General features: G+C 67.4%; 27 protein-coding genes. 18 read left to right on the top strand and 9 right to left on the bottom strand.

Translation table 11 applies throughout. From position 1 onward, the window contains the following. Window positions 1-35: 35 nt before the first annotated feature. The 4 genes from GGC64_RS00845 to GGC64_RS00830 are packed head-to-tail and all read left to right on the top strand — an operon-like array spanning window position 36 to window position 3,705. A complete protein-coding gene (locus GGC64_RS00845; protein ID WP_192720570.1) occupies window positions 36-1,325 on the top strand; it encodes an adenosylmethionine--8-amino-7-oxononanoate transaminase in 1,290 nt (429 codons plus the stop codon). A 54-nt stretch (window positions 1,326-1,379) separates the two neighbouring features. Then, a complete protein-coding gene (locus GGC64_RS00840; RefSeq protein ID WP_192720569.1) occupies window positions 1,380-2,525 on the top strand; it encodes an 8-amino-7-oxononanoate synthase in 1,146 nt (381 codons plus the stop codon). Beyond that, window positions 2,522-3,193: a dethiobiotin synthase gene (bioD, locus tag GGC64_RS00835; RefSeq protein WP_192720568.1), complete on the top strand. Its 672-nt coding sequence runs from the start codon at window positions 2,522-2,524 to the stop codon at window positions 3,191-3,193. The genes GGC64_RS00840 and bioD overlap by 4 nt, the downstream gene beginning before the upstream one ends. Next, entirely contained in the window at window positions 3,193-3,705 is a 513-nt protein-coding gene (locus tag GGC64_RS00830) for a 2'-5' RNA ligase family protein (protein ID WP_192720567.1), read from the top strand. Before bioD ends, GGC64_RS00830 begins: the two co-directional genes overlap by 1 nt. Here the strand turns inward: GGC64_RS00830 and GGC64_RS00825 are convergent. Beyond that, the gene (locus tag GGC64_RS00825) at window positions 3,695-4,030 is read right to left on the bottom strand and encodes an MmcQ/YjbR family DNA-binding protein (protein ID WP_192720566.1); all 336 of its coding nucleotides are present in this window, start codon (window positions 4,028-4,030) and stop codon (window positions 3,695-3,697) included. The two genes, GGC64_RS00830 and GGC64_RS00825, sit on opposite strands and share 11 nt — an antisense overlap. Before the next feature lie 73 nt (window positions 4,031-4,103). On the opposite strand from GGC64_RS00825, the gene GGC64_RS00820 reads away from it, so the two are divergent. Further along, window positions 4,104-6,860, top strand: a complete 2,757-nt coding sequence (locus GGC64_RS00820; RefSeq protein ID WP_370581922.1) for a LuxR C-terminal-related transcriptional regulator — start codon at window positions 4,104-4,106, stop codon at window positions 6,858-6,860. Here GGC64_RS00820 and GGC64_RS00815 read toward each other — a convergent pair. Continuing rightward, complete coding sequence (locus GGC64_RS00815) at window positions 6,843-7,421, bottom strand: TetR/AcrR family transcriptional regulator C-terminal domain-containing protein (RefSeq protein ID WP_192720564.1); 579 nt, start codon at window positions 7,419-7,421, stop codon at window positions 6,843-6,845. The two genes, GGC64_RS00820 and GGC64_RS00815, sit on opposite strands and share 18 nt — an antisense overlap. A gap of 74 nt (window positions 7,422-7,495) precedes the next feature. Between GGC64_RS00815 and bioB the strand changes: the two genes are divergently transcribed. From bioB to GGC64_RS00800, 3 genes are read left to right on the top strand one after another with little or no spacing between them, the layout of a single operon-like run. Next, window positions 7,496-8,491, top strand: a complete 996-nt coding sequence (gene bioB, locus GGC64_RS00810) for a biotin synthase BioB (RefSeq protein WP_192720563.1) — start codon at window positions 7,496-7,498, stop codon at window positions 8,489-8,491. Next, window positions 8,491-8,691 carry a hypothetical protein gene (locus GGC64_RS00805; RefSeq protein ID WP_192720562.1) on the top strand — a complete coding sequence of 67 codons (201 nt, stop codon included), beginning with the start codon at window positions 8,491-8,493 and terminating at the stop codon, window positions 8,689-8,691. Before bioB ends, GGC64_RS00805 begins: the two co-directional genes overlap by 1 nt. After that, window positions 8,678-9,343 (top strand): DUF2567 domain-containing protein, encoded by a 666-nt coding sequence (locus tag GGC64_RS00800; RefSeq protein WP_225951126.1) that lies wholly within the window; start codon window positions 8,678-8,680, stop codon window positions 9,341-9,343. Before GGC64_RS00805 ends, GGC64_RS00800 begins: the two co-directional genes overlap by 14 nt. Here GGC64_RS00800 and GGC64_RS00795 read toward each other — a convergent pair. Next, entirely contained in the window at window positions 9,309-10,646 is a 1,338-nt protein-coding gene (locus GGC64_RS00795; protein WP_192720561.1) for a lipase family protein, read from the bottom strand. The genes GGC64_RS00800 and GGC64_RS00795 overlap by 35 nt on opposite strands. Before the next feature lie 43 nt (window positions 10,647-10,689). Further along, on the bottom strand, window positions 10,690-11,382 hold the full coding sequence (locus GGC64_RS00790) for an NUDIX domain-containing protein (RefSeq protein WP_192720560.1): 693 nt from the start codon (window positions 11,380-11,382) through the stop codon (window positions 10,690-10,692). A gap of 65 nt (window positions 11,383-11,447) precedes the next feature. Here GGC64_RS00790 and nadA point away from each other — a divergent pair, with 65 nt between their 5' ends. From nadA to nadC, 3 genes are read left to right on the top strand one after another with little or no spacing between them, the layout of a single operon-like run. Further along, on the top strand, window positions 11,448-12,473 hold the full coding sequence (gene nadA / locus GGC64_RS00785) for a quinolinate synthase NadA (protein WP_192722339.1): 1,026 nt from the start codon (window positions 11,448-11,450) through the stop codon (window positions 12,471-12,473). After that, the gene (locus GGC64_RS00780) at window positions 12,470-14,017 is read left to right on the top strand and encodes an L-aspartate oxidase (RefSeq protein WP_192720559.1); all 1,548 of its coding nucleotides are present in this window, start codon (window positions 12,470-12,472) and stop codon (window positions 14,015-14,017) included. Before nadA ends, GGC64_RS00780 begins: the two co-directional genes overlap by 4 nt. After that, window positions 14,017-14,874, top strand: a complete 858-nt coding sequence (nadC, locus tag GGC64_RS00775; RefSeq protein WP_192720558.1) for a carboxylating nicotinate-nucleotide diphosphorylase — start codon at window positions 14,017-14,019, stop codon at window positions 14,872-14,874. Before GGC64_RS00780 ends, nadC begins: the two co-directional genes overlap by 1 nt. Here nadC and GGC64_RS00770 read toward each other — a convergent pair. Continuing rightward, window positions 14,871-16,559 carry a PGRS repeat-containing protein gene (locus GGC64_RS00770; protein WP_192720557.1) on the bottom strand — a complete coding sequence of 563 codons (1,689 nt, stop codon included), beginning with the start codon at window positions 16,557-16,559 and terminating at the stop codon, window positions 14,871-14,873. The genes nadC and GGC64_RS00770 overlap by 4 nt on opposite strands. A 214-nt stretch (window positions 16,560-16,773) precedes the next feature. Here GGC64_RS00770 and GGC64_RS00765 point away from each other — a divergent pair, with 214 nt between their 5' ends. Next, complete coding sequence (locus GGC64_RS00765; RefSeq protein WP_370581920.1) at window positions 16,774-17,307, top strand: hypothetical protein; 534 nt, start codon at window positions 16,774-16,776, stop codon at window positions 17,305-17,307. A 246-nt stretch (window positions 17,308-17,553) separates the two neighbouring features. Here GGC64_RS00765 and GGC64_RS00760 read toward each other — a convergent pair whose 3' ends face one another. Further along, window positions 17,554-18,126: a TetR/AcrR family transcriptional regulator gene (locus GGC64_RS00760; RefSeq protein WP_192720556.1), complete on the bottom strand. Its 573-nt coding sequence runs from the start codon at window positions 18,124-18,126 to the stop codon at window positions 17,554-17,556. 63 nt (window positions 18,127-18,189) lie between these two features. Here GGC64_RS00760 and GGC64_RS00755 point away from each other — a divergent pair, with 63 nt between their 5' ends. After that, window positions 18,190-19,224, top strand: a complete 1,035-nt coding sequence (locus tag GGC64_RS00755) for a zinc-binding dehydrogenase (protein ID WP_192720555.1) — start codon at window positions 18,190-18,192, stop codon at window positions 19,222-19,224. Here the strand turns inward: GGC64_RS00755 and GGC64_RS00750 are convergent. Further along, window positions 19,205-19,642, bottom strand: a complete 438-nt coding sequence (locus GGC64_RS00750) for a MarR family winged helix-turn-helix transcriptional regulator (RefSeq protein WP_192720554.1) — start codon at window positions 19,640-19,642, stop codon at window positions 19,205-19,207. The genes GGC64_RS00755 and GGC64_RS00750 overlap by 20 nt on opposite strands. 31 nt (window positions 19,643-19,673) lie before the next feature. On the opposite strand from GGC64_RS00750, the gene GGC64_RS00745 reads away from it, so the two are divergent. Further along, window positions 19,674-20,312: a maleylpyruvate isomerase family mycothiol-dependent enzyme gene (locus GGC64_RS00745; RefSeq protein WP_192720553.1), complete on the top strand. Its 639-nt coding sequence runs from the start codon at window positions 19,674-19,676 to the stop codon at window positions 20,310-20,312. On the opposite strand, the gene GGC64_RS00740 is transcribed toward GGC64_RS00745, so the two are convergent. Next, window positions 20,302-20,940, bottom strand: a complete 639-nt coding sequence (locus tag GGC64_RS00740) for a LysE family transporter (RefSeq protein WP_192720552.1) — start codon at window positions 20,938-20,940, stop codon at window positions 20,302-20,304. The genes GGC64_RS00745 and GGC64_RS00740 overlap by 11 nt on opposite strands. Before the next feature lie 21 nt (window positions 20,941-20,961). After that, window positions 20,962-21,381 (bottom strand): nitroreductase family deazaflavin-dependent oxidoreductase, encoded by a 420-nt coding sequence (locus GGC64_RS00735; RefSeq protein ID WP_192720551.1) that lies wholly within the window; start codon window positions 21,379-21,381, stop codon window positions 20,962-20,964. Window positions 21,382-21,465: 84 nt separating this feature from the next. Between GGC64_RS00735 and hisD the strand changes: the two genes are divergently transcribed. Genes hisD through hisH form a run of 4 tightly spaced genes read left to right on the top strand, consistent with a single transcriptional unit; the run spans window position 21,466 to window position 25,119 of the window. After that, on the top strand, window positions 21,466-22,779 hold the full coding sequence (hisD, locus tag GGC64_RS00730) for a histidinol dehydrogenase (protein ID WP_192722337.1): 1,314 nt from the start codon (window positions 21,466-21,468) through the stop codon (window positions 22,777-22,779). Next, window positions 22,776-23,891, top strand: a complete 1,116-nt coding sequence (locus GGC64_RS00725) for a histidinol-phosphate transaminase (RefSeq protein WP_192720550.1) — start codon at window positions 22,776-22,778, stop codon at window positions 23,889-23,891. Before hisD ends, GGC64_RS00725 begins: the two co-directional genes overlap by 4 nt. Next, window positions 23,888-24,502 carry an imidazoleglycerol-phosphate dehydratase HisB gene (gene hisB, locus GGC64_RS00720; RefSeq protein WP_192720549.1) on the top strand — a complete coding sequence of 205 codons (615 nt, stop codon included), beginning with the start codon at window positions 23,888-23,890 and terminating at the stop codon, window positions 24,500-24,502. Before GGC64_RS00725 ends, hisB begins: the two co-directional genes overlap by 4 nt. Beyond that, window positions 24,499-25,119, top strand: a complete 621-nt coding sequence (gene hisH, locus GGC64_RS00715; RefSeq protein ID WP_192720548.1) for an imidazole glycerol phosphate synthase subunit HisH — start codon at window positions 24,499-24,501, stop codon at window positions 25,117-25,119. The genes hisB and hisH overlap by 4 nt, the downstream gene beginning before the upstream one ends. Window positions 25,120-25,122 lie beyond the last annotated feature (3 nt).

The following is a 25,122-nucleotide window of genomic DNA, read 5'->3' as shown; positions in this document are numbered from 1 at the left end:
CAGCCACTGAGCAAAGGATCAGGCTCGTTCTACAGATGACGTTGACCCCAGCGGAGATCAGCGCGATCGACGCCGCGCATGTTTGGCACCCGTACAGCTCCATCGGGGCCGAAGCGCTGCCTCCGGTGGTGGCGGTGGGCGCGAAGGGCGCCTGGCTGACGCTGGTCGACGGTGGGCGACAGATCGAGGTCCTCGACGCGATGGCGTCGTGGTGGACGGCCATCCACGGGCACGGCCATCCGGTCCTGGACGCGGCGATCACCGACCAGCTCGCGACCATGAACCACGTGATGTTCGGCGGGCTCACGCACGAGCCCGCCGCACGGCTCGCGCGACTGCTGGTGCAGATCACCCCCGACGGTCTGGAAACCGTGTTCTTCAGCGACTCGGGGTCGGTGTCGGTGGAGGTCGCGGCCAAGATGGCGCTGCAGTATTGGCGCAGCATCGGCCGTGGCGACAAGAGCCGGCTGATGACGTGGCGCGGCGGCTACCACGGCGACACGTTCACCCCGATGAGCGTGTGTGACCCCGATGGCGGCATGCACTCACTGTGGACGGACATTCTGGCCCGTCAGGAGTTCGCGCCGCAGGTGCCGGGCGAGTACGACGCCGCGTACAGCGAGGCGTTCGAAAAGCAGTTGTCCGAGCACGCCGACGAGTTGGCCGCTGTCATCGTCGAACCCGTCGTGCAGGGCGCGGGCGGCATGCGGTTCCACGACCCGCGCTATCTCGTCGACCTGCGCGAGATCTGCGACCGGCACGGTGTCCTGCTCATCTTCGACGAGATCGCCACCGGCTTCGGCCGCACCGGAGAGTTGTTCGCCGCCGACCACGCGCGCGTCAGCCCGGACATCATGTGTGTGGGTAAGGCGATGACCGGCGGGTACATCACGCTGGCCGCGACGTTGTGTACCCGCGACATCGCCCAGACGATCAGCACGCGCGAGCCGGGTGCGTTGATGCACGGCCCGACGTTCATGGCCAACCCGCTGGCTTGCGCAGTCGGGGTCGCGGCGGTCGAGCTGCTACTCGAACAGGATTGGCGCGCAAGGGTTTCCGCGATCTCGGCGGGTCTGCAGGACGGGTTGGCGCAAGCTGCCGACCTGCCGGGCGTCGCCGACGTGCGGGTGCTCGGCGCGATCGGGGTCATCGAGATGGAGAGGCCGGTCGACCTGCGGGTCGCGACACCTGCCGCGCTGGAACGCGGCGTCTGGCTGCGCCCGTTTCGCAACCTGATCTACGTGATGCCGCCCTACATCTGCACCGACGGCGAGATCGAGCAGATCACCTCGGCGATGGTCGGGGTCGCGCGTGCGCTAACCTGAACACCGTTCAATTGTCGGCTCGCCGACGTGTTCAAGTCTTTAGAAGGTGCTCCAGTGACCCGTGTCGGTCTTTCCCCGCTGGCCTGGCTCGACGAGGTCGAGCAGCAGCGCCGCGCGGCCGGACTGCGTCGCGCCCTGCGCACCCGCCCGCCCGTCGGCGCCGAACTGGACCTGGCGTCCAACGACTACCTGGGCCTGTCGCAGCACCCCGAGGTGATCGACGGCGGCGTCGAGGCGCTGCGCACCTGGGGTGCCGGTGCAACCGGATCGCGGCTGGTCACCGGCAACACCGAACTGCACGAAAACTTCGAAACCGCGCTCGCCGACTTCGTCGGCGCAGAGTCCGCGCTGGTCTTCTCGTCGGGCTACACCGCCAACCTCGGGGCGGTGGTGTCGCTGTCTGGGGCGGGCTCGCTGCTGGTCTCCGACGCGCTGACCCATGCGTCTCTGGTTGACGCGTGCCGGCTGTCGCGCGCCCGCGTCGTCGTGACCCCGCACCGCGATGTGGCCGCCGTCGAGGCGGCGTTGTCAGCACGCGACGAGGAACGCGCCGTCGTGGTCACCGACTCGGTGTTCTCGGCCGACGGGGTGATGGCGCCATTGCGTGCGTTGCACGAGGTCTGCCGCAGGCATGGCGCGCTGCTGATCGTCGACGAAGCGCACGGCCTTGGCGTGCGGGGCGACGGCGGGCGGGGGCTGCTGCACGAGGTCGGCCTCGCCGGTGCGCCCGACGTCGTGATGACGACGACGCTGTCGAAGGCGCTCGGCAGCCAGGGCGGCGTCGTACTCGGCCCCGCCGCGGTGCGGGCGCACCTGATCGATGCGGCGCGGCCGTTCATCTTCGACACCGGCCTTGCCCCTGCAGCGGTCGGCGCGGCATCGGCCGCTCTGAAAGTGTTGACCGCCGAGCCGTGGCGGGCGCAGGCCGTGTTGGACCACGCGGCGGCGCTGGCGGCGATGTGCGGCGTTTCCGAGGTTCCGGATTCGGCCGTGGTGTCGGTCATCCTCGGCGAACCGGAGGTGGCGTTCGCCGCCGCAGCGGCATGCCTTGACCGCGGTGTGCGGGTTGGCTGCTTCCGCCCGCCGACCGTGCCTGCCGGCACCTCGAGGTTGCGGCTGACGGCGCGGGCGTCGCTGTCGGACGACGAAATGGCTTTGGCGCGAGAGGTTCTCACCGAAGTGCTGTCAGCCCGAACGTGAGCATCGTCGTCGTCACCGGCACCGATACCGGCGTCGGGAAGACCGTGGCCACGGCGGCGCTTGCGTGCGGCGCGCGGTTGGCAGGCATCGACGTCGCGGTGTGTAAGCCGGTGCAGACAGGCAGTCCTCGCGACGACGACCTCGCCGACGTGGCGCGGTTGGCGGGGGTCAATGCGCTCTTCGGCACCTGGCGCTACCCGGAACCGCTGGCACCGGCCGCGGCCGCGGAGCGCGCAGGCATGGCGTTGCCGACACGCGAGGAGTTGGTGGGTTCGGTCACCGCGGTCGATGCGAAGCTGACCCTGGTCGAGGGTGCCGGTGGACTGTTGGTCGAGTTGGGCGACGGTGGCGTGACGCTACGCGACATCGCGCGCGACCTCGGTGCGCCCGTGCTTGTCGTTGTCTCGCCGGGCCTCGGCACCCTGAACCACACCGCGCTGACGCTGGAAGCGCTTGCCGCCCATGACATTCCGTGTGCCGGCTTGGTGATCGGGGCGTGGCCGCGCGACCCTGACGTGGCGGCAGTCGGCAATCGCGACGCATTGGCGCGGTTGGGCGAGGTACGAGCGGTGCTGCCCGCCGGGGCGGGAGCTCTTGGCGCTGAGGAGTTCGAGTCGATGAGCGCGGCGGCCTTCGACGCGCAGTGGGTCAGGAGTCTGGCCGGCTGATGGTCCACTCCGTCGAGTTGGTCTTCGACCGCGAGACCGAGGAAGCGATCCGGCACATCTGGGACGGATTGCGGGAGGCCGGAATTCCGAGCCAGGCGCCGGCAAGCAGACCGCACGCGACGCTGACGGTCGCCGAGCGGATTGATCCCGCGGTGGACGAACTGTTGGCGCCGCTGGCGGGGTGGTTCCCGCTGGACTGCCGGATCGGGGCACCGCTGCTTTTCGGCCGGTCCCAGCTGATCCTGACGCGACTGGTGGTGCCGACAGCCGAACTGCTGGACGTGCACGCCGAGGTTCATCGGCTGTGTGCGCCGCATCAGCAGCCGGGCCCGATGGCGAACACACTGCCCGGTCAGTGGACCGGCCACGTGACGATGGCCAGGCGGCTGCACGGCGATCAGCTCCGACGTGCACTTCGGATCGCGGGCAGGCCGTCAGAAATCGTCGGTCGCGCGATCGGGGTGCGCCGCTGGGACGGCAACGCGAAGCGCGAGTATCCGATCAATCGATAAGAGCGGCAACCTTTTTCGGCACGCACATCCGCCATGCGTCGAGCACCAGCTCGCGAACCTCGTCGAGGTCGATCGCGTCGAGCCGGACGTGAATCCAGTTGTATCGCATGTCCGACTTGCGGGGCAGCATGAACTTGTCGGGCTCCGCGGCGATCATCGCCTCGCGCTCCTCTTTCGGAAAGCCGACACCCATCACCGTCTCGTCGCGCGAGAAGGCCACGAAGACGATCTGCCCGACGCGGAACTTGATCTGATCGCGGACGACGACCTCGTAGGCCCGCGGCAGTGTCGCGGTGATGCGTCGGACATCGTCAACGGTGATCACACTGCAGGACGCTAGTCGAGGCCACCGACTCGTTGCGCTGACAAATACAGCAAAACCTGAGATTCTGCTGTACGTGTCGGGGATTGTTAGTCGACCTGACGAAGAACGGGCTGTTGCCGATTTCCTACTAGCGGCTACTCGACAGCCGTCGGCCCTTCTTCTGGAAGGCCCGGCAGGCATAGGCAAGACCACCGTGTGGTTGCGCGCGGTCGACGAGGGCCGGCGGCGTCGGATGCGAGTACTGACGACACGGCCCGCGCAGGACGAAGCCGTCGTCGCCTACGGTGCGCTGGCCGATCTGCTCGGCGGTATCGAGGCCTGGCTACTCCAACGCCTGCCACCGCCACAGCTGCGGGCCGTCGACCAGGTGCTGTTGCGGGCCGACGAGACCGATACCTTCACCGAACCCCGCGCAGTTGCCGCCGCGGTTCTGGCAGTCGTCGAAGCGTTGGCCGCCGAGACCCCCGTCCTGCTGGCCATCGACGACGTGCAGTGGCTTGATCCGTCTTCGGTCTTCGCGCTGGGTTTCGCCGCTCGCCGCTTCGCCGGACGCATCGGCGTGCTCGCGACTCGTCGTACGCACACTGGCATGAGCGCGGCGGCGTCGTGGTTGCGGATCGGCGGTCCGGAGGCTGTGCGGCGAATCACCTTGGCGCCTTTCACCATCGGTGAGCTCTCTGACCTTCTTTCGTCGCGGCTCGAAAGGCCGCTCAGCCGATCGGCTGTCAGGCGGATACACCAGATATCAGGGGGAAACCCGTTCTACGCCCTCGAGTTGGGTCGTGGTCTTCACGTCACGACGCCCGAAGGTGAAGTATCTCTGCCGGACACGCTTTCGGAGTTGGTCGATGCGCGAATCAGCCGGCTGGAGCCTCGGACTCGGCGCGCGCTGTTGAGTGTGGCTTGTCTGGCGACACCCTCGACGGACGTCATCGCGCGAGCCATGGACACCACCGTGAGCGAGGTGGCGGCGCTCCTCGAGCCAGCCGAAACCGATGGGATCGTGCGCATCGATGGAAGCAGTGTCGCGTTCACCCATCCGCTGCTGGCGCACGGTGTCTACGTCAACGTGGCGCCTGCCGACCGCCGCGCGATGCACCGGGCCATCGCATCCGTGGTTGATCAGCCTGAGCTGCGGGCGCGCCATCTGGCCCGCGGCGCCACAAGTGCCGACGACACGACGGTGAGGGCGCTCGACGAGGCCGCGCAGATGGCGCGCAGCCGAGGGGCGCCCGCCGCGGCGGCGGAATTGCTCGACCTTGCGCTCAATCTCGGCGGGGCCGATCCGGACCGCCAAATTCGCTCTGCGACATATCATTTCGAGAGCGGAAATGCAGAGAGGGCTCGCTCACTTCTCGATGCGGCGATCAAGCGGCTCGAACCCGGCGAAGCCCGAGCGGCCGCGGCGAGTCTGCTCGCGACCATCGTGATGTATGCCGACGGATTCGGCTCTGCGGCAACCGTGCTGGAACGGTTCCTGCCGGAGGCGAGCGGAAGTGCGGCACTGTCGATTCAGATGCTGATGGCACTCGCCTACGTGCTGGTGAACACCGGCCGCAAACGTGAGTCCGCCAAATATATCGATGAGGCGGTGACGCGCGCCGAGGCGCTGGGTCAGCCCACGCTGCTCAGCCGTGCTTTGGGGCTGCAAGTCGTGCTGAGGTTCATGTGTGGCGTCGGCGTCGACGAGACGAGGATGCAGCGCGCCCTCGAGCTCGAAGACGACCTGTCACCGGCTCAGTTGGCGTTCCAGCCGCGGGTGCAGAACGCAATTCTGCGCGCCTGGACCGGTGACCTGGACACTGCACGTACCGAGCTTCGGGCCATAAATGAGCGACGCATAGACAACGGCGAGGAGAGCGAATCGGTCTTCATCTCGTATCACCGCGCGATGGTCGAGATATGGAGCGGCGACTTCGCCGAGGCCCATCGCATCGCGGAGGAGGCGATGGATCGGGCCGCACACCTCGAAGGCGACGTACACCTCTTCAGCATCGTCGCAATCAAGTCTTCGCTCGCCGCCTACGCGGGACGGGTCGACGAGGCGCGCCGCGACGCTCGGGTGGCGCTTGACGCATCCGATCGCAGCGAGGGCAGGGAACTGGCGGGCTGGATGGTGGCGAACCTTGGGTTCTTGGAGACATCGCTCGGCAACTACAAGAAGGCCCTCGACGTGATGCAACCGGTTATCGACGGGCTACTCAAGGACCCGGATTATTCCGAGATCATCGTTGCGTCCTGCGTCGGCGACGCGGTGGAAGCCATGGTCGCGCTCGAACGGCTGGACGAAGCCGAGCGCCTGACCGCTTTCATCGAGCGCAACGGTAAACGACTCGACCGCGCGTGGATGCTTGCAGTCGCGGGCCGGTGCCGGGGAATGCTGTTGGCCGCAAGCGGTGATTTCGCCGCGGGGGCGCGGGCGGCCCAAGATGCCATGTTGCAGCACGACCGCGTGCCAATGCCGTTCGAACGCGCCCGAACTCAGTTGCTGCTTGGGCAGTTACAACGCAGGCAGCGCCAGAAGCGCACGGCGTCAATCACATTGCGCGGTGCACTCGAGGTGTTCGAGCGGTTGGACACTCCGCTGTGGGCCAAGCGTGCACGCGCCGACCTGGCTCGCGTCACGGTCAACGCGGGTCAAGTGGTGCTCACGCCCTCCGAGCGGAGAGTCGCAGAACTTGCTTCCTCGGGGATGACGAATCGCGCCATCGCAGCCGAGCTGTTCATCAGCCCGAAGACCGTGGACACCAACCTGGTCAGGATCTATCGCAAGCTGGGCATCCACTCGCGAGCGGAACTCGGCCGCTGGGTGTCAGACAATCTGCGTTGACCGCGCCGATATCCCGGCTACCAGCAGTGCGAGCCCGAACGCGAACCGTGCGCTGGGATCCTCCGTCAGCACGGACTGCTCGTCCGGCAGCTCGGCGCCGGCGGCGTCCCACTGCAGACGGGACTGCTCGTCGACCGTGAATCCGAGCACGTAGTAGACGACCGTGCGAGCCGCCAGCTCGGCGTGCGCGGGTTCGACGCCGGCGTCTGCGGCAGCCGCGGTCAGGTGTGCGAGCACGCGCGCCATGGCCTGCGACTGGCCTGCCGCGAAGCTCGCCGATACCAGCTCGGCGCCATCGGTATGCGACAGAAGGGCATCGCGCAGCCGCCCGCAGATGCCGGTGATGCGGTCGCTCCAGCCGCCTGCCACGTCGTCGACCGACTCCAGGATGCGGTCGGCTACGGCGCCCAGAAGTTCCTGCTTGTTGGCGAAATGCCAGTACAGGGCACCCGGCGAGACATTGAGCTCGCGGCCCAGCCGCCGCATCGTCAGGTCGGCGATGCCGTAGGAGTCCAGCAGCGTCGTCGCTGCGTCGACCACGTCGCGTTTGTGGAGCTGCACACCGGTACCCTAACCTGAACAGTGTTCAATTGTCGGCTCGGCCGACGTGTTCAAGACGCGACGGAGGGCAACGGGTGAGCGACATTCTGGCAGAGGCTCGCGAGCAGGTACTGGAACGCGGCGAGGGCCTGACCCAGGACCAGACGCTGCAGGTGCTGCAACTGCCCGACGACCGGCTCGACGAGCTGCTGGAGCTGGCCCACGACGTCCGGATGAAGTGGTGCGGACCCGACGTCGAGGTGGAGGGCATCATCAGCCTGAAAACGGGCGGCTGCCCGGAGGACTGCCACTTCTGTTCGCAGTCAGGGCTGTTCGCATCGCCCGTGCGCAGCGCATGGCTGGACATCCCGAGCCTGGTTGAGGCTGCCAAGCAGACGGCCAAGACGGGCGCGACCGAGTTCTGCATCGTCGCCGCCGTGCGCGGACCCGACGAGCGACTGCTGGCGCAGGTCGCCGCGGGCATCGAGGCGATCCGCAACGAGGTCGACATCCAGATCGCGTGCTCGCTGGGCATGCTCACCCAAGAGCAGGTCGAGCGGCTCGCCGAGATGGGCGTGCACCGCTACAACCACAACCTCGAGACCGCGCAATCGTTTTTCACCAACGTCGTCACCACCCACACGTGGGAAGAGCGTTGGGACACCCTGCAGATGGTCCGCGAGGCCGGCATGGAGGTCTGCTGCGGCGGCATCCTCGGCATGGGCGAAACGCTTGAGCAGCGCGCCGAATTCGCGGCGAACCTCGCGGAGCTGGATCCGCACGAGGTGCCGCTGAACTTCCTCAACCCCCGGCCCGGCACGCCGTTCGGTGACCTCGAGGTGTTGCCCGCATCCGAGGCGCTGAAGGCCGTCGCCGCGTTCCGCCTCGCGCTGCCGCGCACGATGCTGCGCTTCGCGGGCGGCCGCGAGATCACGCTCGGCGATCTCGGCGCCAAGAAGGGCATCCTCGGCGGCATCAACGCCGTCATCGTCGGCAACTACCTGACCACGCTCGGCAGGCCGGCCGAGGCCGATCTGGAGCTGCTCGACGATCTGCAGATGCCGATCAAGGCGCTCAACGCCAGCCTCTAATGGCTGCCAAGTTCAACGTCTACACTGGCGAGCCCGCCGGCGGGGCAGTCCCGACCGCCGCACAACTCGGCCTGGAGCCACCCCGGTTCTGCGCGGAGTGTGGCCGCCGCATGGTGGTGCAGGTGCGCCCCGACGGCTGGGTGGCGAAGTGCTCGCGCCACGGCGAGCTGGACTCCAAGGATCTAGATGAACGCCGATGAGCGCTCGCGCGAGGAGACGATGACTGACGTTGAGCCGCCCCGCTTTTCACGCCGCAGGGCCGCGCTGACGACGGTCGTCGGCCTGACCCTCGCCGGCGCTGTGGTGGGAGCACTGTGGGCCTGGCTGGCGCCATCGATTCACGCCGTCGTCGCGCTCACCAAGAGCGGCAACCGGGTCAAGGGCTATCTCGGCAACGAGAGCGACAACTTCTTTACCGCGGCGTTCCTGATGGTCGGCATGGCGTCAGTGCTGGCGTTCGTCGCAGCGGTCCTGGTGTGGAAATGGCGCGCGCACCGGGGGCCTGTGATGGCGGCTGCGCTGTCCGTCGGTTCCGCTGCGGCAGGCGCTGCCGCGGCGGGCGTCGGCGCCGTGTTGGTGCATTGGCGTTACGGCGCAATCGACATGGCAGCTGCGCCCGTTTCGCCAGAGCACCGCGTGCACTATGTGATCGAGGCGCCCGCAGTGTTCTTCGGCCAGGGCCCGCTACAGATCGCGACCACAATCCTGTTTCCTGCTGCGGTGGCGGCGTTCGTCTACGCGCTGATGGCGGTTTCGACGCAGCGTGACGACCTCGGCGCGTGGCCGCCCGTAGCAGAACCGGTCATGGGCCCGCCGGTCACAACGGAGAACGCTCTACCGTCCGCCCAGTGACGACCTTCGCTGCGATCTTGATCAGCCGGGCCATACCGACGTAGGTCATCGGGTTCAGCAGCGTCGGCCACGTCGTCCGCACCAGGTGCTCGTCGAGCGGCTTGCCCTTGAAGCGGTCGGTCAACCAGCGCAACGTCATCGGCGCCGACATCGGGTGCAGCAGCATGTGCTCGCTGAACATGTCGCGGTGGTAGGTCACCGATGCGCCGCCCGACTGGTAGGTGTGCGTCAGCTCGTCGATGTCATCGACCGAGACGATCCGGTCGTGCACGGCCTGCACGATGAGCACGGGAGGCGTCGGCACCGCAGTGCCGAGCTTGATGCTGTCGAACACATGCTGCACCTCTGGCGTCTGCAGGATCTGCTCGAGCGGCTGGTCGACCAGCTTGGCCATGTCCATCCCGATGAAGCGGAGCACCGCGTGCGCGGTCGTCATCTTTTCGATCCGCAGCAGCATCGCCTTGCCCTCTTCGGTGGCGTGCTCCTGGATGACCTTGTCCAGCTCCGGATAGATGTGCGTCAGCGCGGCCACGACCATTCCGGGCAGCCCGGAGTAGAAGCTGCCGTTGAGGCGCCTGAACGCATGGCCGAGGTCGGCGACAGGCGAGCCGAGCACCGCGCCGACGATGTTGAGTTCAGGCGCGTACGAACCGCTGACTTCGGCCGCCCACGCAGTCGCCAGGCCACCGCCCGAGTAGCCCCAGAGGCCCACCGGCGCGTCAGTCGACAGGCCGAGGCGTTCGTACTGCAGTGCGGCGCGCACGCCGTCGAGGACGTGGTAGCCGGGTTCATACGGTGCGCCCCACATGCCCTTGGTGCCCTCGTGATCGGGCACCGACACAGCCCACCCCTCGGCGAGCGCGGCGGCCACGAGCAAGAACTCGACCTGTGCCAGCGCTCCGACCGCCTTGGCGCCGCGCCGCAACGCGTACGAGGGGAAGCAGCGGCTGGCTACCGCGTCGATCGCGACCTGGTAGGACACCAGCGGAATCGGGCCCTTGGCGGCACGCTCGGCCGGCACGATCACCGTCGTGGCCGTGGCCTGCGGCAGGTCGTTGAGATCCGTGGTGCGGTACAGCAGCTGGGTGGCGGTGAACTTCTGCGGGATCAGGCCCATAAACGCCAGCTCAACGTCACGGGAGCGCAGCACCGTGCCGGGACGGGCGTGCTCAAAGCCGGGCGGCGGCTCGTAGAAGGGGTCTTTAGCTGGAATGACGGGCCGGGCCTTGCGCTCCACGTCCTCGTGTTGCGGCTGGCCGATCCATTCGGCGCCGGTATACCGCGCCGCGCTGCCCAGGTCCATCCGGTCATTCTTACCTTAAGAAGGCATTAAGAAGCCAGCCGACTCACCCTGGCGGGCGTAGTGCCGCGAATTCGTCGGTAACCCGGTAGCGCGAGTCGGTGAAGCGATACAGCGCGGCAGGACGGCCCCCGCTGCGCCCAGAACGCGCCGTGGTGCCGGTGCGGGTGATGACGTTGCGACGCTCCAGCACGCGCTGAAGATTTGTGGCGTCGACTTGATAGCCCAGCGCCTCGCTGTAGATGTCGCGAAGCGCCGACAATGCGAATTCTTTTGGCGCCAAAGCGAATCCGATGTTGGTATACGACAGCTTGGCGACCAACCGGGTGCGGGCGTGTTCCACCATCGGGCCGTGGTCGAACGCCATCTGCGGCAGATCGCTGACAGGGTGCCAGCGCGTGTCCGGTGGCAACTCTGGCGTCGCGGGGGAGGGCACCAGCCCGAGGAACGTCGAAGCGATGGTGCGGGCGCCGGGCACGCGGTTGGGGTCGGAAAACACAGCCAATTGCTCGAGGTGAGCAAGTTCACGCAGGTCCACCTTCTCGGCGAGCTGCCGCCGGACCGAGCTGGTCAGATCCTCGTCCACGCCGAGCCGGCCCCCGGGCAGCGACCACTTTTCGACTTCGGGCTCGAGTGCACGTTGCCACAACAGCACGTGAAGTGCGGGTTTCCCGGAGCCGACATCGCGAACCTGGAACACGACTGCGAGCACCTCATGGGCGGTGCTAATATGAGACATGTTTTCGATTATAAGTCGAAAACCTGGTTGGAGTTAAGGAGGCGGCAGTGACGGTTCTTGACCGCATGCCTGCTAACGATCTTGCGGACCGAATTGTTGCTGGTCCGACCGGATATTCCGGTGTCGACGGCGACGAGGAATGGGCTGCCGAGGTACGGCGTCTGGCCGACTTGCGCGGCGCCACGCTACTGGCCCATAACTACCAATTGCCGGCCATTCAGGACGTCGCCGACCACGTCGGTGACTCGCTGGCGCTGTCGCGGATTGCGGCCGATGTGCCCGAGAACACGATCGTGTTCTGCGGTGTGCACTTCATGGCCGAGACGGCCAAGATCCTCAGCCCCGAAAAGACCGTCCTGATCCCGGATCAGCGTGCGGGCTGCTCGCTGGCCGACTCGATCACCGCCGACGAGTTGCGGGCATGGAAAGCCGAGCATCCCGGCGCCGTCGTCGTCTCCTACGTGAACACCACCGCGGCAGTTAAGGCCGAGACCGACATCTGCTGCACATCCTCGAACGCGGTCGAGGTCGTCGCGTCGATCCCCGACGACCGCGAGGTCCTGTTCTGCCCCGACCAGTTCCTCGGCGCCCACGTGCGGCGGGTAACGGGCCGCAAGAACCTGCACGTGTGGGCTGGCGAGTGCCATGTGCACGCAGGCATCAACGGTGACGAACTCGCCGACCAGGCCCGCACTCACCCCGACGCGGAACTCTATGTGCACCCCGAATGTGGTTGCGCCACATCGGCTCTGTACCTGGCAGGCGAAGGCGCCTTCCCCGAAGACCGGGTCAAGATCCTGTCCACCGGTGGCATGCTGGACGCGGCGCGCGAGACTCATGCCCGTCAGGTGCTGGTCGCCACCGAGGTCGGCATGCTGCACCAATTACGGCGCGCCGCACCGGAAGTCGACTTCCGCGCCGTCAATGACCGGGCGTCGTGCAAGTACATGAAGATGATCACTCCCGCCGCCCTGCTGCGCTGTCTGGTGGAAGGCCGCGACGAGGTCGACGTCGATCCCGAGACCGCCCGGCTGGCCCGTGCCAGCGTGCAGCGGATGATCGAGATCGGGACACCCGGCGGCGGCGAATGATCGCGGCGTGTGGGGGTCAGGGTTACTGGCAGCAGCGTGCCGACGTCGTCGTCATCGGCACAGGAGTGGCCGGCCTCGTCGCCGCGCTGGCCGCGCATCGCAGCGGGCAAAAAGTGGTGGTGCTGAGCAAGGCCAGTGAGACCGCGACGTTCTACGCGCAGGGCGGCATCGCCGTCGTGCTGCCGGACGCGCTACGCGAAGACGGTGACTCGATCGACCAGCACATCGCCGACACGCTGGCGGCTGGTGCCGGGCTGTGTGACCCGGCTGCGGTGCGTTCGATAGTGGCCGACGGCTACCGCGCGGTCGCCGCGCTCGTCGACGACGGCGCGCGGTTCGACGAAGCGGCGCCAGGGCAGTGGGCGCTCACCCGCGAAGGCGGACATTCTCGGCGTCGGATCATTCACGCCGGCGGTGACGCCACGGGAGCGGAGGTGCAGCGGGCACTCGATCATGCCGCGGCCCTGTTGGATATTCGGCGCAATCACGTTGCGCTGGAGCTGCTTCAGGCCGACGGCGCGATCACGGGTGTGCTCGTGCTCAACGACGACGGACTCGGCATCGTGCACGCGCCGTCGGTGATCCTGGCTACCGGCGGGCTCGGACATCTCTACACCGCGACCACGAACCCGGAGGGCTCGACCGGGGACGGCATTGCGTTGGCGATGTGGGCCGGGCTGGCGGTCAGCGACCTCGAGTTCATTCAGTTTCACCCCACGATGCTGTTTGACGGCGATGCGGGTGGCCGGCGCCCGCTGATCACCGAGGCGGTTCGCGGTGAAGGTGCGATACTCATTGACCGACAAGGCAATTCGGTGACCGCCGGAGTGCATCCGATGGGCGACCTCGCGCCGCGGGACGTAGTGGCGGCAGCCATCGACGCGCGAATGGTGGAAACCGGCGATCCCTGCGTGTATCTCGACGCGCGTGCCATCGAGGGTTTCCAGCGGCGGTTCCCCACCGTGACGGCGGCCTGCCTGGCAGCGGGAATCGATCCGACGCGCCAGCCGATTCCGGTCGTGCCTGGCGCGCATTACAGCTGCGGTGGTGTCGTCACCGACGTGGATGGCCGCACGGCACTGGCGGGCCTGTTCGCCGCAGGGGAGGTGGCGCGCACGGGGTTGCATGGCGCAAACCGATTGGCGTCCAACAGCCTTCTCGAGGGCTTGGTCGTCGGTCGTCGAGCGGGCAGGGCCGCGGCCGAGCATGCCGTGGCCGCCGGACCGAGCCGCGCGACGTTGCCCGACCTCTCACAACGACGTGCCCTACCGCGGGCGGATCTGCAGCGGGCGATGTCGCGGTACGCCTCGGTGGTGCGCGACGGTGACGGCCTGGAACGGCTCGCGAAAGAACTCGACACCGCGACATCGCGTGTTCTCAAGTCCCGCGGCGACTTCGAGGATGTCGCACTGACCACGACCGCGGGCGCCGTGGCGGCGGCCGCGTTGTCTCGCACCGAATCCCGTGGCTGCCATCACCGTTCGGATTATCCGAACACCGACCCGGCATTGGCTCACAGCTTGGTTCCGGCGGTGGCCTGCTGATGGAGCTCAGTGCTGACGAGCTGACCGAAGCTCGAAGGGTGATCGCCCGCGGCCTTGAAGAAGACCTGCGTTATGGCCCCGATGTCACCACGCTGGCGACCGTGCCCGGCGATGCGACGACAACCGCGTCGATGGCCACCCGTGAGCCCGGTGTGATCGCCGGCGTCGACATCGCGCTGCTGGTGCTCGACGAAGTGATCGGACCCGACGGCTACCGCGTCAAGGAGCGGGTCGAAGACGGTGCACGTCTGGGCGCCGGTGGGGTTCTGCTCGTCGTCGAGGCGCCGACACAAGGGCTGCTCACGGCGGAGCGCACGATGCTCAACCTGGTGTGTCACCTGTCGGGCATCGCGACGTCGACCGCGGCGTGGGTGGATGCGGTCGACGGCACCAAGGCGAAGATCCGCGACACCCGCAAGACGCTGCCAGGGCTTCGCGCGCTGCAGAAGTACGCGGTACGCGTCGGCGGGGGAGTCAACCACCGGATGGGTCTTGGCGACGCCGCGCTGATCAAGGACAACCACGTCGCCGCTGCCGGTTCGGTGGTGGCCGCCCTGCGCGCGGTCCGGGCCGCCGCACCGGAGCTGGAGTACGAGGTCGAGGTCGACTCGCTCGAGCAACTCGACGAGGTGCTCGCTGAAGATGTCGAGTTGATCCTGTTGGACAACTTTCCGGTGTGGCAGACGCAGATCGCGGTGCAGCGCCGCGACTCCCGTTCCCCCGCAACGAAACTCGAGTCGTCGGGCGGGCTGTCGTTGGAGTCTGCCGCAGAGTACGCGGGGACGGGCGTCGACTACCTATCCGTCGGCGCCCTCACCCACTCCGTACGCGTATTGGATATCGGCCTGGACCTCTAGCCGTCAGCGCCGTCGTGGCCGTCGGCGCCGTCGCCGCTGGCCTTGCTAGTACCCGTTCCGGTCCCGCCCTTGCCGCCTGCTCCACCGGGCGCGCCGAGGCCACCATGGCCGCCGTCGCCGCCGTTACCACCGAGGCCGGTGCCCGACTTGGACGTTCCGTTGCCGCCGTCTCCGCCGTCGCCGCCGCGCCATGTCGGGCCGCTGGCTCCGCCAGTGCCGCCGGTGCCGCCCGTGCCGGTGCCGAGGCTGGTCGTCCCGCTGCCACCCTTGCCGCCGGTGCCGCCCGGGCCATAGAGGCCGCCGCCCTGGCCGGCGTCGCCGCCGTCACCGCCGTTGGCATTGCCGAGACCGCTCTTCGCGTCGCCGCCCGAGCCGCCGCTGCCACCGGCCCCCGCGCCTGTGGCATGTCCGCCGTTACCGCCGTCACCGGCATTCGCGTTACCGACGGTCGTGGTGGCGCCACCGCCGCTGCCGCCGTCGCCCGCGTTGCTGAAGCCGCCGGTGTTGCCGCCATCGCCGCCAGCGCCGCCGGTGGCGGTGCCCGCGGTGGTGGTGGCGGTACCGCCGCTGCCGCCGGAACCGCTGTTGCCGGTGACGATTCCGCCGTCACCGCCGTTGCCTCCTGCGCCGCCGGTTGCCGCACCTCCGACGTTCGTGGCGGCGCCGCCTGCGCCACCGTTCCCGCCGGTGCCGAGTACCGACGTGTGACCGCCATTGCCGCCTGCGCCGCCGGTTGCGCTGCCCGCGACGGTGAGCACGGCCCCGCCCGCGCCACCGTCGCCTGCGTTGCCGAACACATTGCCGGAGTTGCCGCCGTCGCCGCCTGCCCCGCCAGTGCCACTGCCCAGCACGCCGCCACCGGTTCCGCCTGCACCTCCACTACCGACCAGCACGCCGCCGTTGCCGCCGTTGCCGCCCTTGCCGCCCGTGACGCCGACGCCGATCTGAACGAAGCCGTTGCCGCCCGCGCCGCCGTTGCCGATCAGACCCGCGTGTCCCCCGTCACCGCCGTCGGGATCCGACAGTGTTCCGTTGCCGCCGTCCCCGCCGCTGCCCAAGAGCAGACCGCCGTTGCCGCCGTTCTGGCCATTCGTCGCATCCCAACCGTTTCCGATCAAAAGCCCGGCGTTCGGGTGCTCCTCGGTGCCGTTACTGATGAATATGCCGACGATCCCACCGATCAGACCGGCGACCGAGTTGAGCGCCGAGGCCGGCACGAGGGTGGGCGACGCTGCCGGTCCAGCGAGCGTGGAGGCCGCGGTGCTGGCCGTTCGCGCCGCTGCGAATGTGGTCGCACCACTGGTGGTGGCGGCGGGACCGCCGCCGGTCGGCGCCGCGGCCGAGCGCGCGAAGATCGTCGGGGCGACGAGGTTGGGGCTCGATTGCGACGCCGCGGTCTGGCCAGTCGGCGCAGCGGAGCCAGTGCCACCGACCACCGCCGTCACGATGGATGCCGCACCGCCACCCGCGGCCGGACTGCTGCCGGTCGACAGACCGCTGACGCCTCCGAACAAGGTGTTGGGCGTAACCAGAGCTGCGAGGTTCGGGCCGGCGGGAATTGTCACCTGCTTTGCCGATGTCGACGGAATTGGCGTTTGCCCGGTCGAATAGGCGGAACTGCCGGCTGCGAGAACACCTACCGCAACTGCCGCGGTGAACACCGTTGTTTTGCTGGCAATCGTCATTGCCGATTCCTTCCCCTAAAGGGCCCCTCGTGCGGATGACTGGCTAATTGCAATACCAATCTGAGCAACATATTTATCACTTTTTCAAGGGTCCGAAAGGCTTTTGACGGCGGTAATTCGAATATGGCTGCAAACCGCACAGCGAAACCGTCGTCCAGCGACTCGCGGGGGCAGCCCGGCGCTTGTTCGAAGGTGGCGCCGCTACTATCCCCTCATGGCGCAGCGAGCAGATGATGAGTCCACGGTCGTGTATCCGCATGGTGGGGGGTCGCGCTCGATGCAGATTCTGCTTGCCGTCACCCTTGTCATCGCCCTCGTCGCGGCCGTGCTGTCGGGCTGGCTGCTGATTCGAATGCTGCGCGAAGGCACGCCGGACTCGCCGAACTACTCCGGCGCACAGCGCGCCGATGCGAAGCAGAAGATCTGCACCGCGACCGATGTGGTGCGTAAGGGCGTGTCGCTCAACACCAATCTGCAAGCGCCCGGTGGCCCGGAGGATGTCACCGGCAGCCTGGCAGTGGCGGCCAATGCCAGGATCTCGCTGTACGACGGCGGCCAGTACCTGCTGACCCGCCTCGACCCGGCTACCCCGCCAGATCTCACGGACACGGTGAAAAAGTTTGCCAATTTGTTGATGGACATTGGCGCGAACGCCACCGCAGGGTCACCGAACTCCCAGCCGGAGCAGGCAGCGCGATTAAAGGAAGCCGACGCGGCCAACACCAAACTCACCGAACTGTGCAAATAACGAAATTAGCAACAGTTCCACGACAGGCATTCAAGCCGCTTTTACTGGGTTAAAAGACAACTCAAACGTATTTGGCGAACTGGCTAACTGTGTCCGACACGGCGGCGACGCCGCGGCATTGGTCATTGGGAACGCCACCGCTTGACGGATTCGTTAATTTACGCGAAACGCGGGAAAAGCGCCAGTGCATTTTCCCGAGCGATCGCCGCCTCGGCGAGCGGACGTCGAACTCACCTACGCGTTGGCTTAGCTCGCCGGGCTGAGCAGAGTGCGCGCGGCCGCCTTGGCGGCACTCAGTGCGGCGGCGTCGCCGGCGATCCGCGAGAGGATCAGCGCGCCTTCGAGGAGCGCGATCACGGCGAGCGCGGTCTGCTGTGCGTCGTCGTCGGGCCAGCCGTCGCGGCGTAGCCGGTCCGCGACGGCCGAACGCCAGCCGCCGAAGGCCCGCGCCGAAGCTTCGCGCACCTGCGCGCTGGCGTTGACCGACTCGGTGGCGATGGGCTCGATGGGGCAGCCGTCGCGCTGATCGGAGCTCAGCCCGGCGCTCATCAAATCGATCCATCCTTCGACGATGTCGGGGACCGCCAGGTCGCTGTCGAGGAAGGACCGCAACCGTCGCTCGATGTCGGCGCCGACGGTGTCCACGACAGCAGCGGCGAGCTCCTGCTTGCCGTCGGGGAAGTGGTGATACAGCGAGCCCGCCTTGACGTCGGCGGACTCCAGGATTTGGTTGACCCCGGTCGCGGCGTACCCCTGCCTGCGGAACAGCAGGGCGGCGCTGTCCAGCAGCGCGGCGCGGCTTCGATCCGGGCGAGGCATGCCTTGACTTTACTTGAAAGATCGCTCAACAATACTTGAAAGGTCGCTAAAGAAAGGTCTGCCATGCACCAGCTGATGTTCGAGGCCGCAGGCGAATACGCCTGGCGAAACGCGCCCGATCCGCAGATCACCACACCAGAACAGGCGATCGTGCGCCCGGTGGCCGTGGCGTGTTGCGACCTCGACGTCGCGGTCGCCGAGGGACGGTTGCCGATGCCGCCCGGGCACGCGGTCGGCCATGAGGGGGTCGCCGAGGTCGTGGCCATCGGTGACACCGTCCACAGCGTCAAGGTGGGCGACCGGGTCGTCGTGCCGTTCCAGATCAGCTGCGGCACGTGCGTGGCGTGCCGTCGCGGTGCGACGGGGTCGTGTGCGTCGCTGCCGCTGATGGCGATGTACGGCATGGCGCCGTCGGCGGGCCTCGATGGCGGCGGGTTCATGGCCGACCTGCTGCTGGTGCCCTATGCGGACGCGATGCTGGTTCCGCTGCCCGACGGTGTCGACCCGGTGGCCATCGCGTCGTTGTCGGACAACATCCCCGACGGCTGGCGCGCGATCGGTCCATATCGTGCGGAACTGGCCGCACTCGACCCCGCCGAGCGTCGTGTGCTGGTGGCTGGCCGCCTGTCGATCGGGTTGTATGCCGCCGCCTTTGCCTCGGCCTACGGCGCGCAGGTCGACTATGTGGACACCGACCCGCAGCGACTGGCCATGGCCGAGAAGTTGGGCGCCACAAGCCATGACCGATCGAAGCCGGACAAGTCGTGGGACCCGTACCCGATCACCGTGCACACCACGGCCGATCCCGCGGTGCTCGCGGCGACGATGCGCGCCACCTGGCCCGACGGGGTGTGCACCGACACCGGCATCTACTACCAAGGCGCGGTCGAGATGCCGCTGCTTTCGATGTACACCCGCGGATTGCGATTCGTCACGGGCCGGGTCAACGCCCGCGCCGTGATCCCGGAGATCCTCGAATTGCTAACGGCGCATTGCGATCTCGCCCCGGCCGTCGACAGGGTCGTGGCGTGGGAGGACGCGGCGCAGGCGTGGCCCGCGATGACGGGCAAGACGGTGTTCACGCGAACGGATCGGTGATCGCGCGGAGGTCTTCGAGTGCCTCGCGCAGCTGGCCGAAACGTCGGATGCCGAGGTGTGAGCGCCACTCGGCCGCAATGGCGTCGTGTGCCTCTTGCGCGGCCTTGCCGGCCTGCAAGCCGCGCTTGTCGATTTGAATGAGCCGGGCGCGCCGGTCGCTGGGATCCGGCACCCGACGCACGTAGCCCATGCGCTCGAGTTCGTCGACGAGGCCGGCGGCGCTCTGCTTGGTCATCTGGGCCTGCTCGGCCAGGTCGGTGAGTCGCGACCCACCTGGCGCGATGCGCTGAAAGACGCGAGCCTGGGCCAGTGTCACGTCATCGAACCCGGCGTCCTTGATGGCCTGCAGGATTCGGCTCTCCATATGCCGGTAGGGGATGAACAGCAGCAGACCGAAGTTGATCGCGGGCTCTTGCATGTAGTCAGGATACCTGACTAATATACGCACGGTGGACGCCGAAACCAGTTGGCGGGTAATCGAACAGGAGCGCCTCAGCCTGGCCGACCTGCTCGAGGGGCTCACCGAGGACCAATGGAACTCGCCGTCGTTATGCGACGGGTGGCGGGTCAGGGACGTCACCGCCCACGTCGCCCTTGCCCCCCAGCCGCCGAGCCCATTGACCATGGTGGTCGAAGCCGTGCGCGCCGGGGGCCGGTTCCACAAGCTCAACCACGACGTATCGGTGCGCCACGCCGAGCAACCGGGCGTCGACCTGGTCGCCGAGTTGCGTGAGCATGCCGCGTCGCGGCGGCTGCCACCAGGGACCAACTACCGCAACATCGTGTTCGACATCCTGGTGCACGGCCAGGACATCGCGATTCCGCTCGGACTCGCGCGCGACATGCCGCTGGAAGCAGCCCGCGCCGGAACCGAGCGGGTGTGGACCATGGGGTGGCCGTTCGGCGCAAAGCGCGACCTCAAGCAGTTCCGTTACGTCGCAACCGATATCGACTGGTCCGCGGGCGAGGGCCCCGAAATCACCGGACCCATTTCCGCGCTCCTGCTGGTGCTGACCGGACGGCAGGCGGGGCTACGGCAACTGTCCGGCCCGGGGGTCGAAGCGCTGACCGCGCACGTCAGACCGTAGCCACACCGCGGCGTACCAGCGATAGCACCACCGCCGCGGTGGCGAACAATCCGGAGAACACCCGGTTCAGAATCGTTTGCTTGCGCGGCGTCTGCAGCCACTTCAGCAGTCGTACCGACAGGCCGGTGTAGAGGCCCATGACGACGAGGTCGACCGCGACCATCGTCACGCCGACGGCGAGATATTGCGGCAGCAGCGGTTGAGTCGGCACCACGAACTGGGGCAGCACCGCGAGAAAGAACACCAAACCCTTTGGGTTGGTGGCGTTGACGAGAAATCCGCGTACCAGCAGCGCGACGCGGCCGCCGTCCATCGCCTTGCTGACCTGCTCGCGGAGATCGATGGTCGCTGTACGCCATTGGCGCACAGCCAGATACACCAGATACGCCACGCCGATCCATTTGATGATGTTGAACGCCAGGATCGAATTGGCAACCGCGGCACCGAGCCCGATCGCTACGAGCGCGAGTTGCAGCATCAGCCCGACCTCGAGCCCGAGGATGCTCCAGTAGCCGCGCCGCACCCCGTGCGTAAGGCCGGTCGCCATCGATTGAATGGCACCCGCGCCAGGAGACACGCTGATCGCGATCGCCGCGCCAAAAAACGTCAGCCAGACTTCCCACGCCATGAGGTCAGTCTGTCAGCGTGGTCAAGCGATATCGGCGACGAAGATCGCGACGTTTTTCGCCTGCACTCGAGCCATGAACGGCAGCCCCTCGGCGCTGCTGCCCGCCGGGACGATCCGCGGATTTGTCAGATGCACTTCTTTGCGGACGAAGCGCAGGTCGGCCTCGCCCGCGGCCAGCACGTTCTTGACCCAGTCCGTCTTCCCGTGGCCAAGGGCAATCGCCACCTGATTGCCCTTGCGGAACGCGGTGACGACGGTTTCATACTGTTTGCCCGACTTGCGGCCACGATGGGAGATGGTCGACATTCCCGGCAGAAACTTCGCGATCGGCTTGATGATCGGGTTGAAGTACTTGACCTGGAAGTTCTCGACGGCGACCGGAAACACCATCGGCACACCCGGCGCGTTATTGGGATGGTCTTTACGAGATGCAGCGGCCATGACGATGAATGTAGCCGTCATCGGTAATGGATTTTTGTTCGGATAGCCCGATCAGGGACAATCGAGTCGATGACCCCGATCAGGATGACCCGCATCGACCTGCGCAACCGCGCCCTCGGCGCGGCGCAGCTGCGTGCCGCGTTGCCACGCGGCGGCGTTGACGTGGACGCGGTGGTGCCTACCGTGCGCCCGATCGTGGACGCGGTCGCCGAGCGGGGCGCAGAGGCCGCCCTCGACTACGGCCAATCCTTCGACGGCGTTCGGCCCGCGACTGTGCGGGTACCGGCGAGCGAGCTGGACGGCGCACTGGCCGCACTCGACTCAGATGTGCGCGCGGCGCTGCAGGTGGCCATCGACCGGACCCGCGCCGTGCACGCCGACCAACGGCGCACCGACACCACGACCACCCTCGCGCCCGGCGCGACGGTCACCGAACGCTGGGTGCCCGTGGAGCGCGTCGGCCTCTACGTGCCGGGCGGCAACGCCGTCTACCCGTCGAGTGTGGTGATGAACGTGGTGCCGGCGCAGATCGCGGGCGTTGACTCGCTGGTGATCGCCAGCCCGCCGCAGGCCGAGTTCGGCGGCTTGCCGCATCCGACCATCCTGGCCGCCGCCAAGCTGCTGGGTGTCGACGAAGTGTGGGCGGTTGGCGGCGCGCAGTCCATCGCGCTACTGGCATACGGCGGCGCCGACACCGACGGTGCCGAGCTCGCGCCCGTCGACATGATCACCGGGCCGGGCAACATCTACGTCACCGCCGCCAAGCGGATCTGCCGTTCGCAGGTCGGCATCGACGCGGAAGCCGGGCCGACGGAGATCGCGATCCTGGCCGACCACACCGCAGACCCCGCGCACGTCGCAGCGGACCTGATCAGCCAGGCCGAACACGACGAGATGGCAGCCAGCGTGCTCGTCACCGACAGCGTGACGCTGGCCGACGCGACCGACCGCGAGCTGGCCAACCAGCTGCAGACGACTGTGCACCGCGAGCGAGTGACCACAGCGCTGACCGGCAAGCAGTCGGCGATCGTCCTCGTCGACGACGTCGACGCCGGGGTGCGCACGGTCAACGCCTACGCCGCCGAACACCTGGAGATCCAGACCGACGAAGCACGCGAAGTGGCCAACCGGATCCGTTCGGCGGGAGCGATTTTCGTCGGAGCGTATTCGCCGGTCAGCCTCGGCGACTACTGCGCCGGCTCCAACCACGTGCTACCCACTGCCGGCTGCGCACGGCACTCGAGCGGCTTGTCCGTGCAGACCTTCCTCAAGGGCATCCACGTCGTCGACTATGACGAGGCTGCCCTGAAGGATGTGTCCGGCTACGTCATCACCTTGTCCCAGGCCGAAAACTTGCCGGCACATGGCGAAGCGGTGCGGCGGAGGTTCGAAAGGTGACGGTAGGCAAGAAAGTGACGCTCGCCGACCTGCCGCTGCGTGAGGATCTGCGCGGCAAATCGCCTTACGGCGCACCCCAATTGGACGTTCCGGTGCGGCTCAACACCAACGAGAACCCGCATCCACCCACCCTGGCCTTGATCGACGACGTGACGGCTTCGGTGCAGGCGGTCGCAGGCGATCTGCACCGCTATCCCGACCGTGATGCGGTGGCCTTGCGTACTGACCTGGCCGCCTACCTGAGCGCGCAGACGGGTACCGACCTGAGCGTCGAGAACCTCTGGGCGGCAAACGGTTCCAATGAGATTCTGCAGCAGCTGTTGCAGGCGTTCGGCGGACCGGGCCGCAGCGCGATCGGCTTCGTGCCGTCGTATTCGATGCATCCGATCATTTCGGACGGCACGCAGACGGCATGGCTGGTGGCGAACCGCGCCGAGGACTTCGGCCTCGACGTGGAGGTGGCTGTTGCCGCCATACACGAACACAGCCCCGACATCGTGTTCGTTGCCAGCCCGAATAACCCGTCCGGACAAAGCGTTCCGCTGGACGAGCTGAGTCGGCTGCTCGACGCTCTGTCGTCTCAGCCCAAGGGCATCCTGATCCTGGACGAGGCCTACGGCGAGTTCTCCTCGCAGCCGAGTGCGGTCAAGCTCATCGACGAGTATCCGACCAAGCTGGTCGTCACGCGCACGATGAGCAAGGCGTTCGCGTTCGCCGGCGGCAGGCTCGGTTATCTGATCGCCGCGCCTGCAGTCATCGACGCGATGCTGCTGGTGCGCCTGCCGTACCACCTGTCGTCGGTCACCCAGGCGGCCGCTCGCGCCGCGCTGCGCCACGCCGACGACACGCTGGGTAGCGTCGCGAAGTTGATCGCCGAGCGCGATCGCGTCACAGAAGCCTTGACCGACATGGGTTTCCGGGTCATTCCCAGCGACGCCAACTTCGTGCTGTTCGGCGAGTTCGCCGACGCGCCCGCGACCTGGCAGCGCTACCTCGACGCCGGCATCCTGATACGCGACGTCGGCATTCCTGGATACTTGCGCGCCACCACAGGGCTGGCCGAGGAGAACGATGCGCTGCTCAAGGCGAGCGCCGAAATAGGAGCACAGTGACCGAGCCACGTCGCGCGAGAATCGAGCGCAAGACCAAGGAATCCGACATCGTCGTCGAGCTGAACCTCGATGGCACCGGCATCGTCGACATCGACACCGGCGTTCCGTTCTTCGACCATATGCTGACCTCGCTGGGCAGCCACGCCAGCTTCGACCTGAGCGTGCAGGCCAAGGGCGACATCGAGATCGAGGGACACCACACCATCGAGGACACCGCGATCGTGCTTGGCCAGGCGCTCGGTCAGGCGCTCGGCGACAAGAAGGGCATCCGCCGGTTCGGCGACGCGTGGATCCCGATGGACGAGACGCTCGCGCACGCGGCCGTCGATGTATCGGGGCGGCCGTATTTCGTGCACACCGGCGAGCCGGAGTTCATGGTGGAGTTCACGATCGCCGGTTCGGCCGCGCCGTACCACACCGTGGTCAACCGGCACGTCTTCGAATCGCTGGCGTTCAACGCCCGCATCGCGTTGCACGTACGCACGCTTTACGGTCGCGACCCGCACCACATCACCGAAGCGCAGTACAAGGCCGTGGCCCGCGCGCTGCGCCAGGCCGTCGAATACGACCCCCGGGTCAGCGGTGTGCCCTCGACCAAAGGCACGCTGTGACAAAGAAAGTCGTCGTGCTCGACTACGGCTCGGGCAATCTGCGCTCGGCGCAGCGGGCGCTGCAGCGGGTGGGTGCCGACGTCGAGGTCACTGCCGACGTCGACGCGGCGATGACCGCCGACGGACTGATGGTGCCGGGCGTCGGCGCGTTCGAGGCGTGCATGACGGGGCTGCGAAAGATCAGCGGGGACAAGATCATCGCCGACCGCGTCGCGGCAGGCCGACCGGTGCTCGGTGTCTGCGTCGGGATGCAGATCCTGTTCGCGCGCGGGGTGGAGTTCGGCCAGCAGACCACCGGCTGCGGGCAGTGGCCGGGCGCCGTTGTGCGACTCGACGCCCCGGTAATTCCGCACATGGGCTGGAACGTCGTCGACGCTCCTGCGGGATCGACCCTGTTCAAGGGCATCGGCTCCACCACCCGGTTCTACTTCGTGCACTCCTATGCCGCCCAGCAGTGGGAGGGCGACCAAGACGCGCTATTGACCTGGGCCACCCACACCGTGCCGTTCCTCGCCGCCGTCGAGGACGGACCCCTGTCCGCCACGCAGTTTCACCCGGAGAAGAGCGGCGACGCCGGAGCCGAATTGCTGACCAACTGGGTCGGAGCACTAGGTTGAGCC

It is taken from the genome of Mycobacterium sp. OAS707 (genome assembly GCF_014873705.1).
GTDB lineage: Bacteria > Actinomycetota > Actinomycetes > Mycobacteriales > Mycobacteriaceae > Mycobacterium.
The sequence above is the reverse complement of the archived record's forward strand: the minus strand, read 5'-3'. Positions and strand labels throughout refer to the sequence as shown.

Coding starts and splice junctions, on each gene's coding strand:
- GGC64_RS00845 (WP_192720570.1), top strand. CDS start 36: ATGACGTTGACCCCAGCGGAGATCAGCGCGATCGACGCCGCGCATGTT.
- GGC64_RS00830 (WP_192720567.1), top strand. CDS start 3,193: ATGGTCCACTCCGTCGAGTTGGTCTTCGACCGCGAGACCGAGGAAGCG.
- GGC64_RS00805 (WP_192720562.1), top strand. CDS start 8,491: ATGGCTGCCAAGTTCAACGTCTACACTGGCGAGCCCGCCGGCGGGGCA.
- GGC64_RS00800 (WP_225951126.1), top strand. CDS start 8,678: ATGAACGCCGATGAGCGCTCGCGCGAGGAGACGATGACTGACGTTGAG.
- GGC64_RS00795 (WP_192720561.1), bottom strand. CDS start 10,646: ATGGACCTGGGCAGCGCGGCGCGGTATACCGGCGCCGAATGGATCGGC.
- GGC64_RS00790 (WP_192720560.1), bottom strand. CDS start 11,382: ATGTCTCATATTAGCACCGCCCATGAGGTGCTCGCAGTCGTGTTCCAG.
- nadA (WP_192722339.1), top strand. CDS start 11,448: ATGCCTGCTAACGATCTTGCGGACCGAATTGTTGCTGGTCCGACCGGA.
- GGC64_RS00780 (WP_192720559.1), top strand. CDS start 12,470: ATGATCGCGGCGTGTGGGGGTCAGGGTTACTGGCAGCAGCGTGCCGAC.
- nadC (WP_192720558.1), top strand. CDS start 14,017: ATGGAGCTCAGTGCTGACGAGCTGACCGAAGCTCGAAGGGTGATCGCC.
- GGC64_RS00770 (WP_192720557.1), bottom strand. CDS start 16,559: ATGACGATTGCCAGCAAAACAACGGTGTTCACCGCGGCAGTTGCGGTA.
- GGC64_RS00765 (WP_370581920.1), top strand. CDS start 16,774: ATGGCGCAGCGAGCAGATGATGAGTCCACGGTCGTGTATCCGCATGGT.
- GGC64_RS00760 (WP_192720556.1), bottom strand. CDS start 18,126: ATGCCTCGCCCGGATCGAAGCCGCGCCGCGCTGCTGGACAGCGCCGCC.
- GGC64_RS00755 (WP_192720555.1), top strand. CDS start 18,190: ATGCACCAGCTGATGTTCGAGGCCGCAGGCGAATACGCCTGGCGAAAC.
- GGC64_RS00750 (WP_192720554.1), bottom strand. CDS start 19,642: ATGCAAGAGCCCGCGATCAACTTCGGTCTGCTGCTGTTCATCCCCTAC.
- GGC64_RS00740 (WP_192720552.1), bottom strand. CDS start 20,940: ATGGCGTGGGAAGTCTGGCTGACGTTTTTTGGCGCGGCGATCGCGATC.
- GGC64_RS00735 (WP_192720551.1), bottom strand. CDS start 21,381: ATGGCCGCTGCATCTCGTAAAGACCATCCCAATAACGCGCCGGGTGTG.
- hisD (WP_192722337.1), top strand. CDS start 21,466: ATGACCCGCATCGACCTGCGCAACCGCGCCCTCGGCGCGGCGCAGCTG.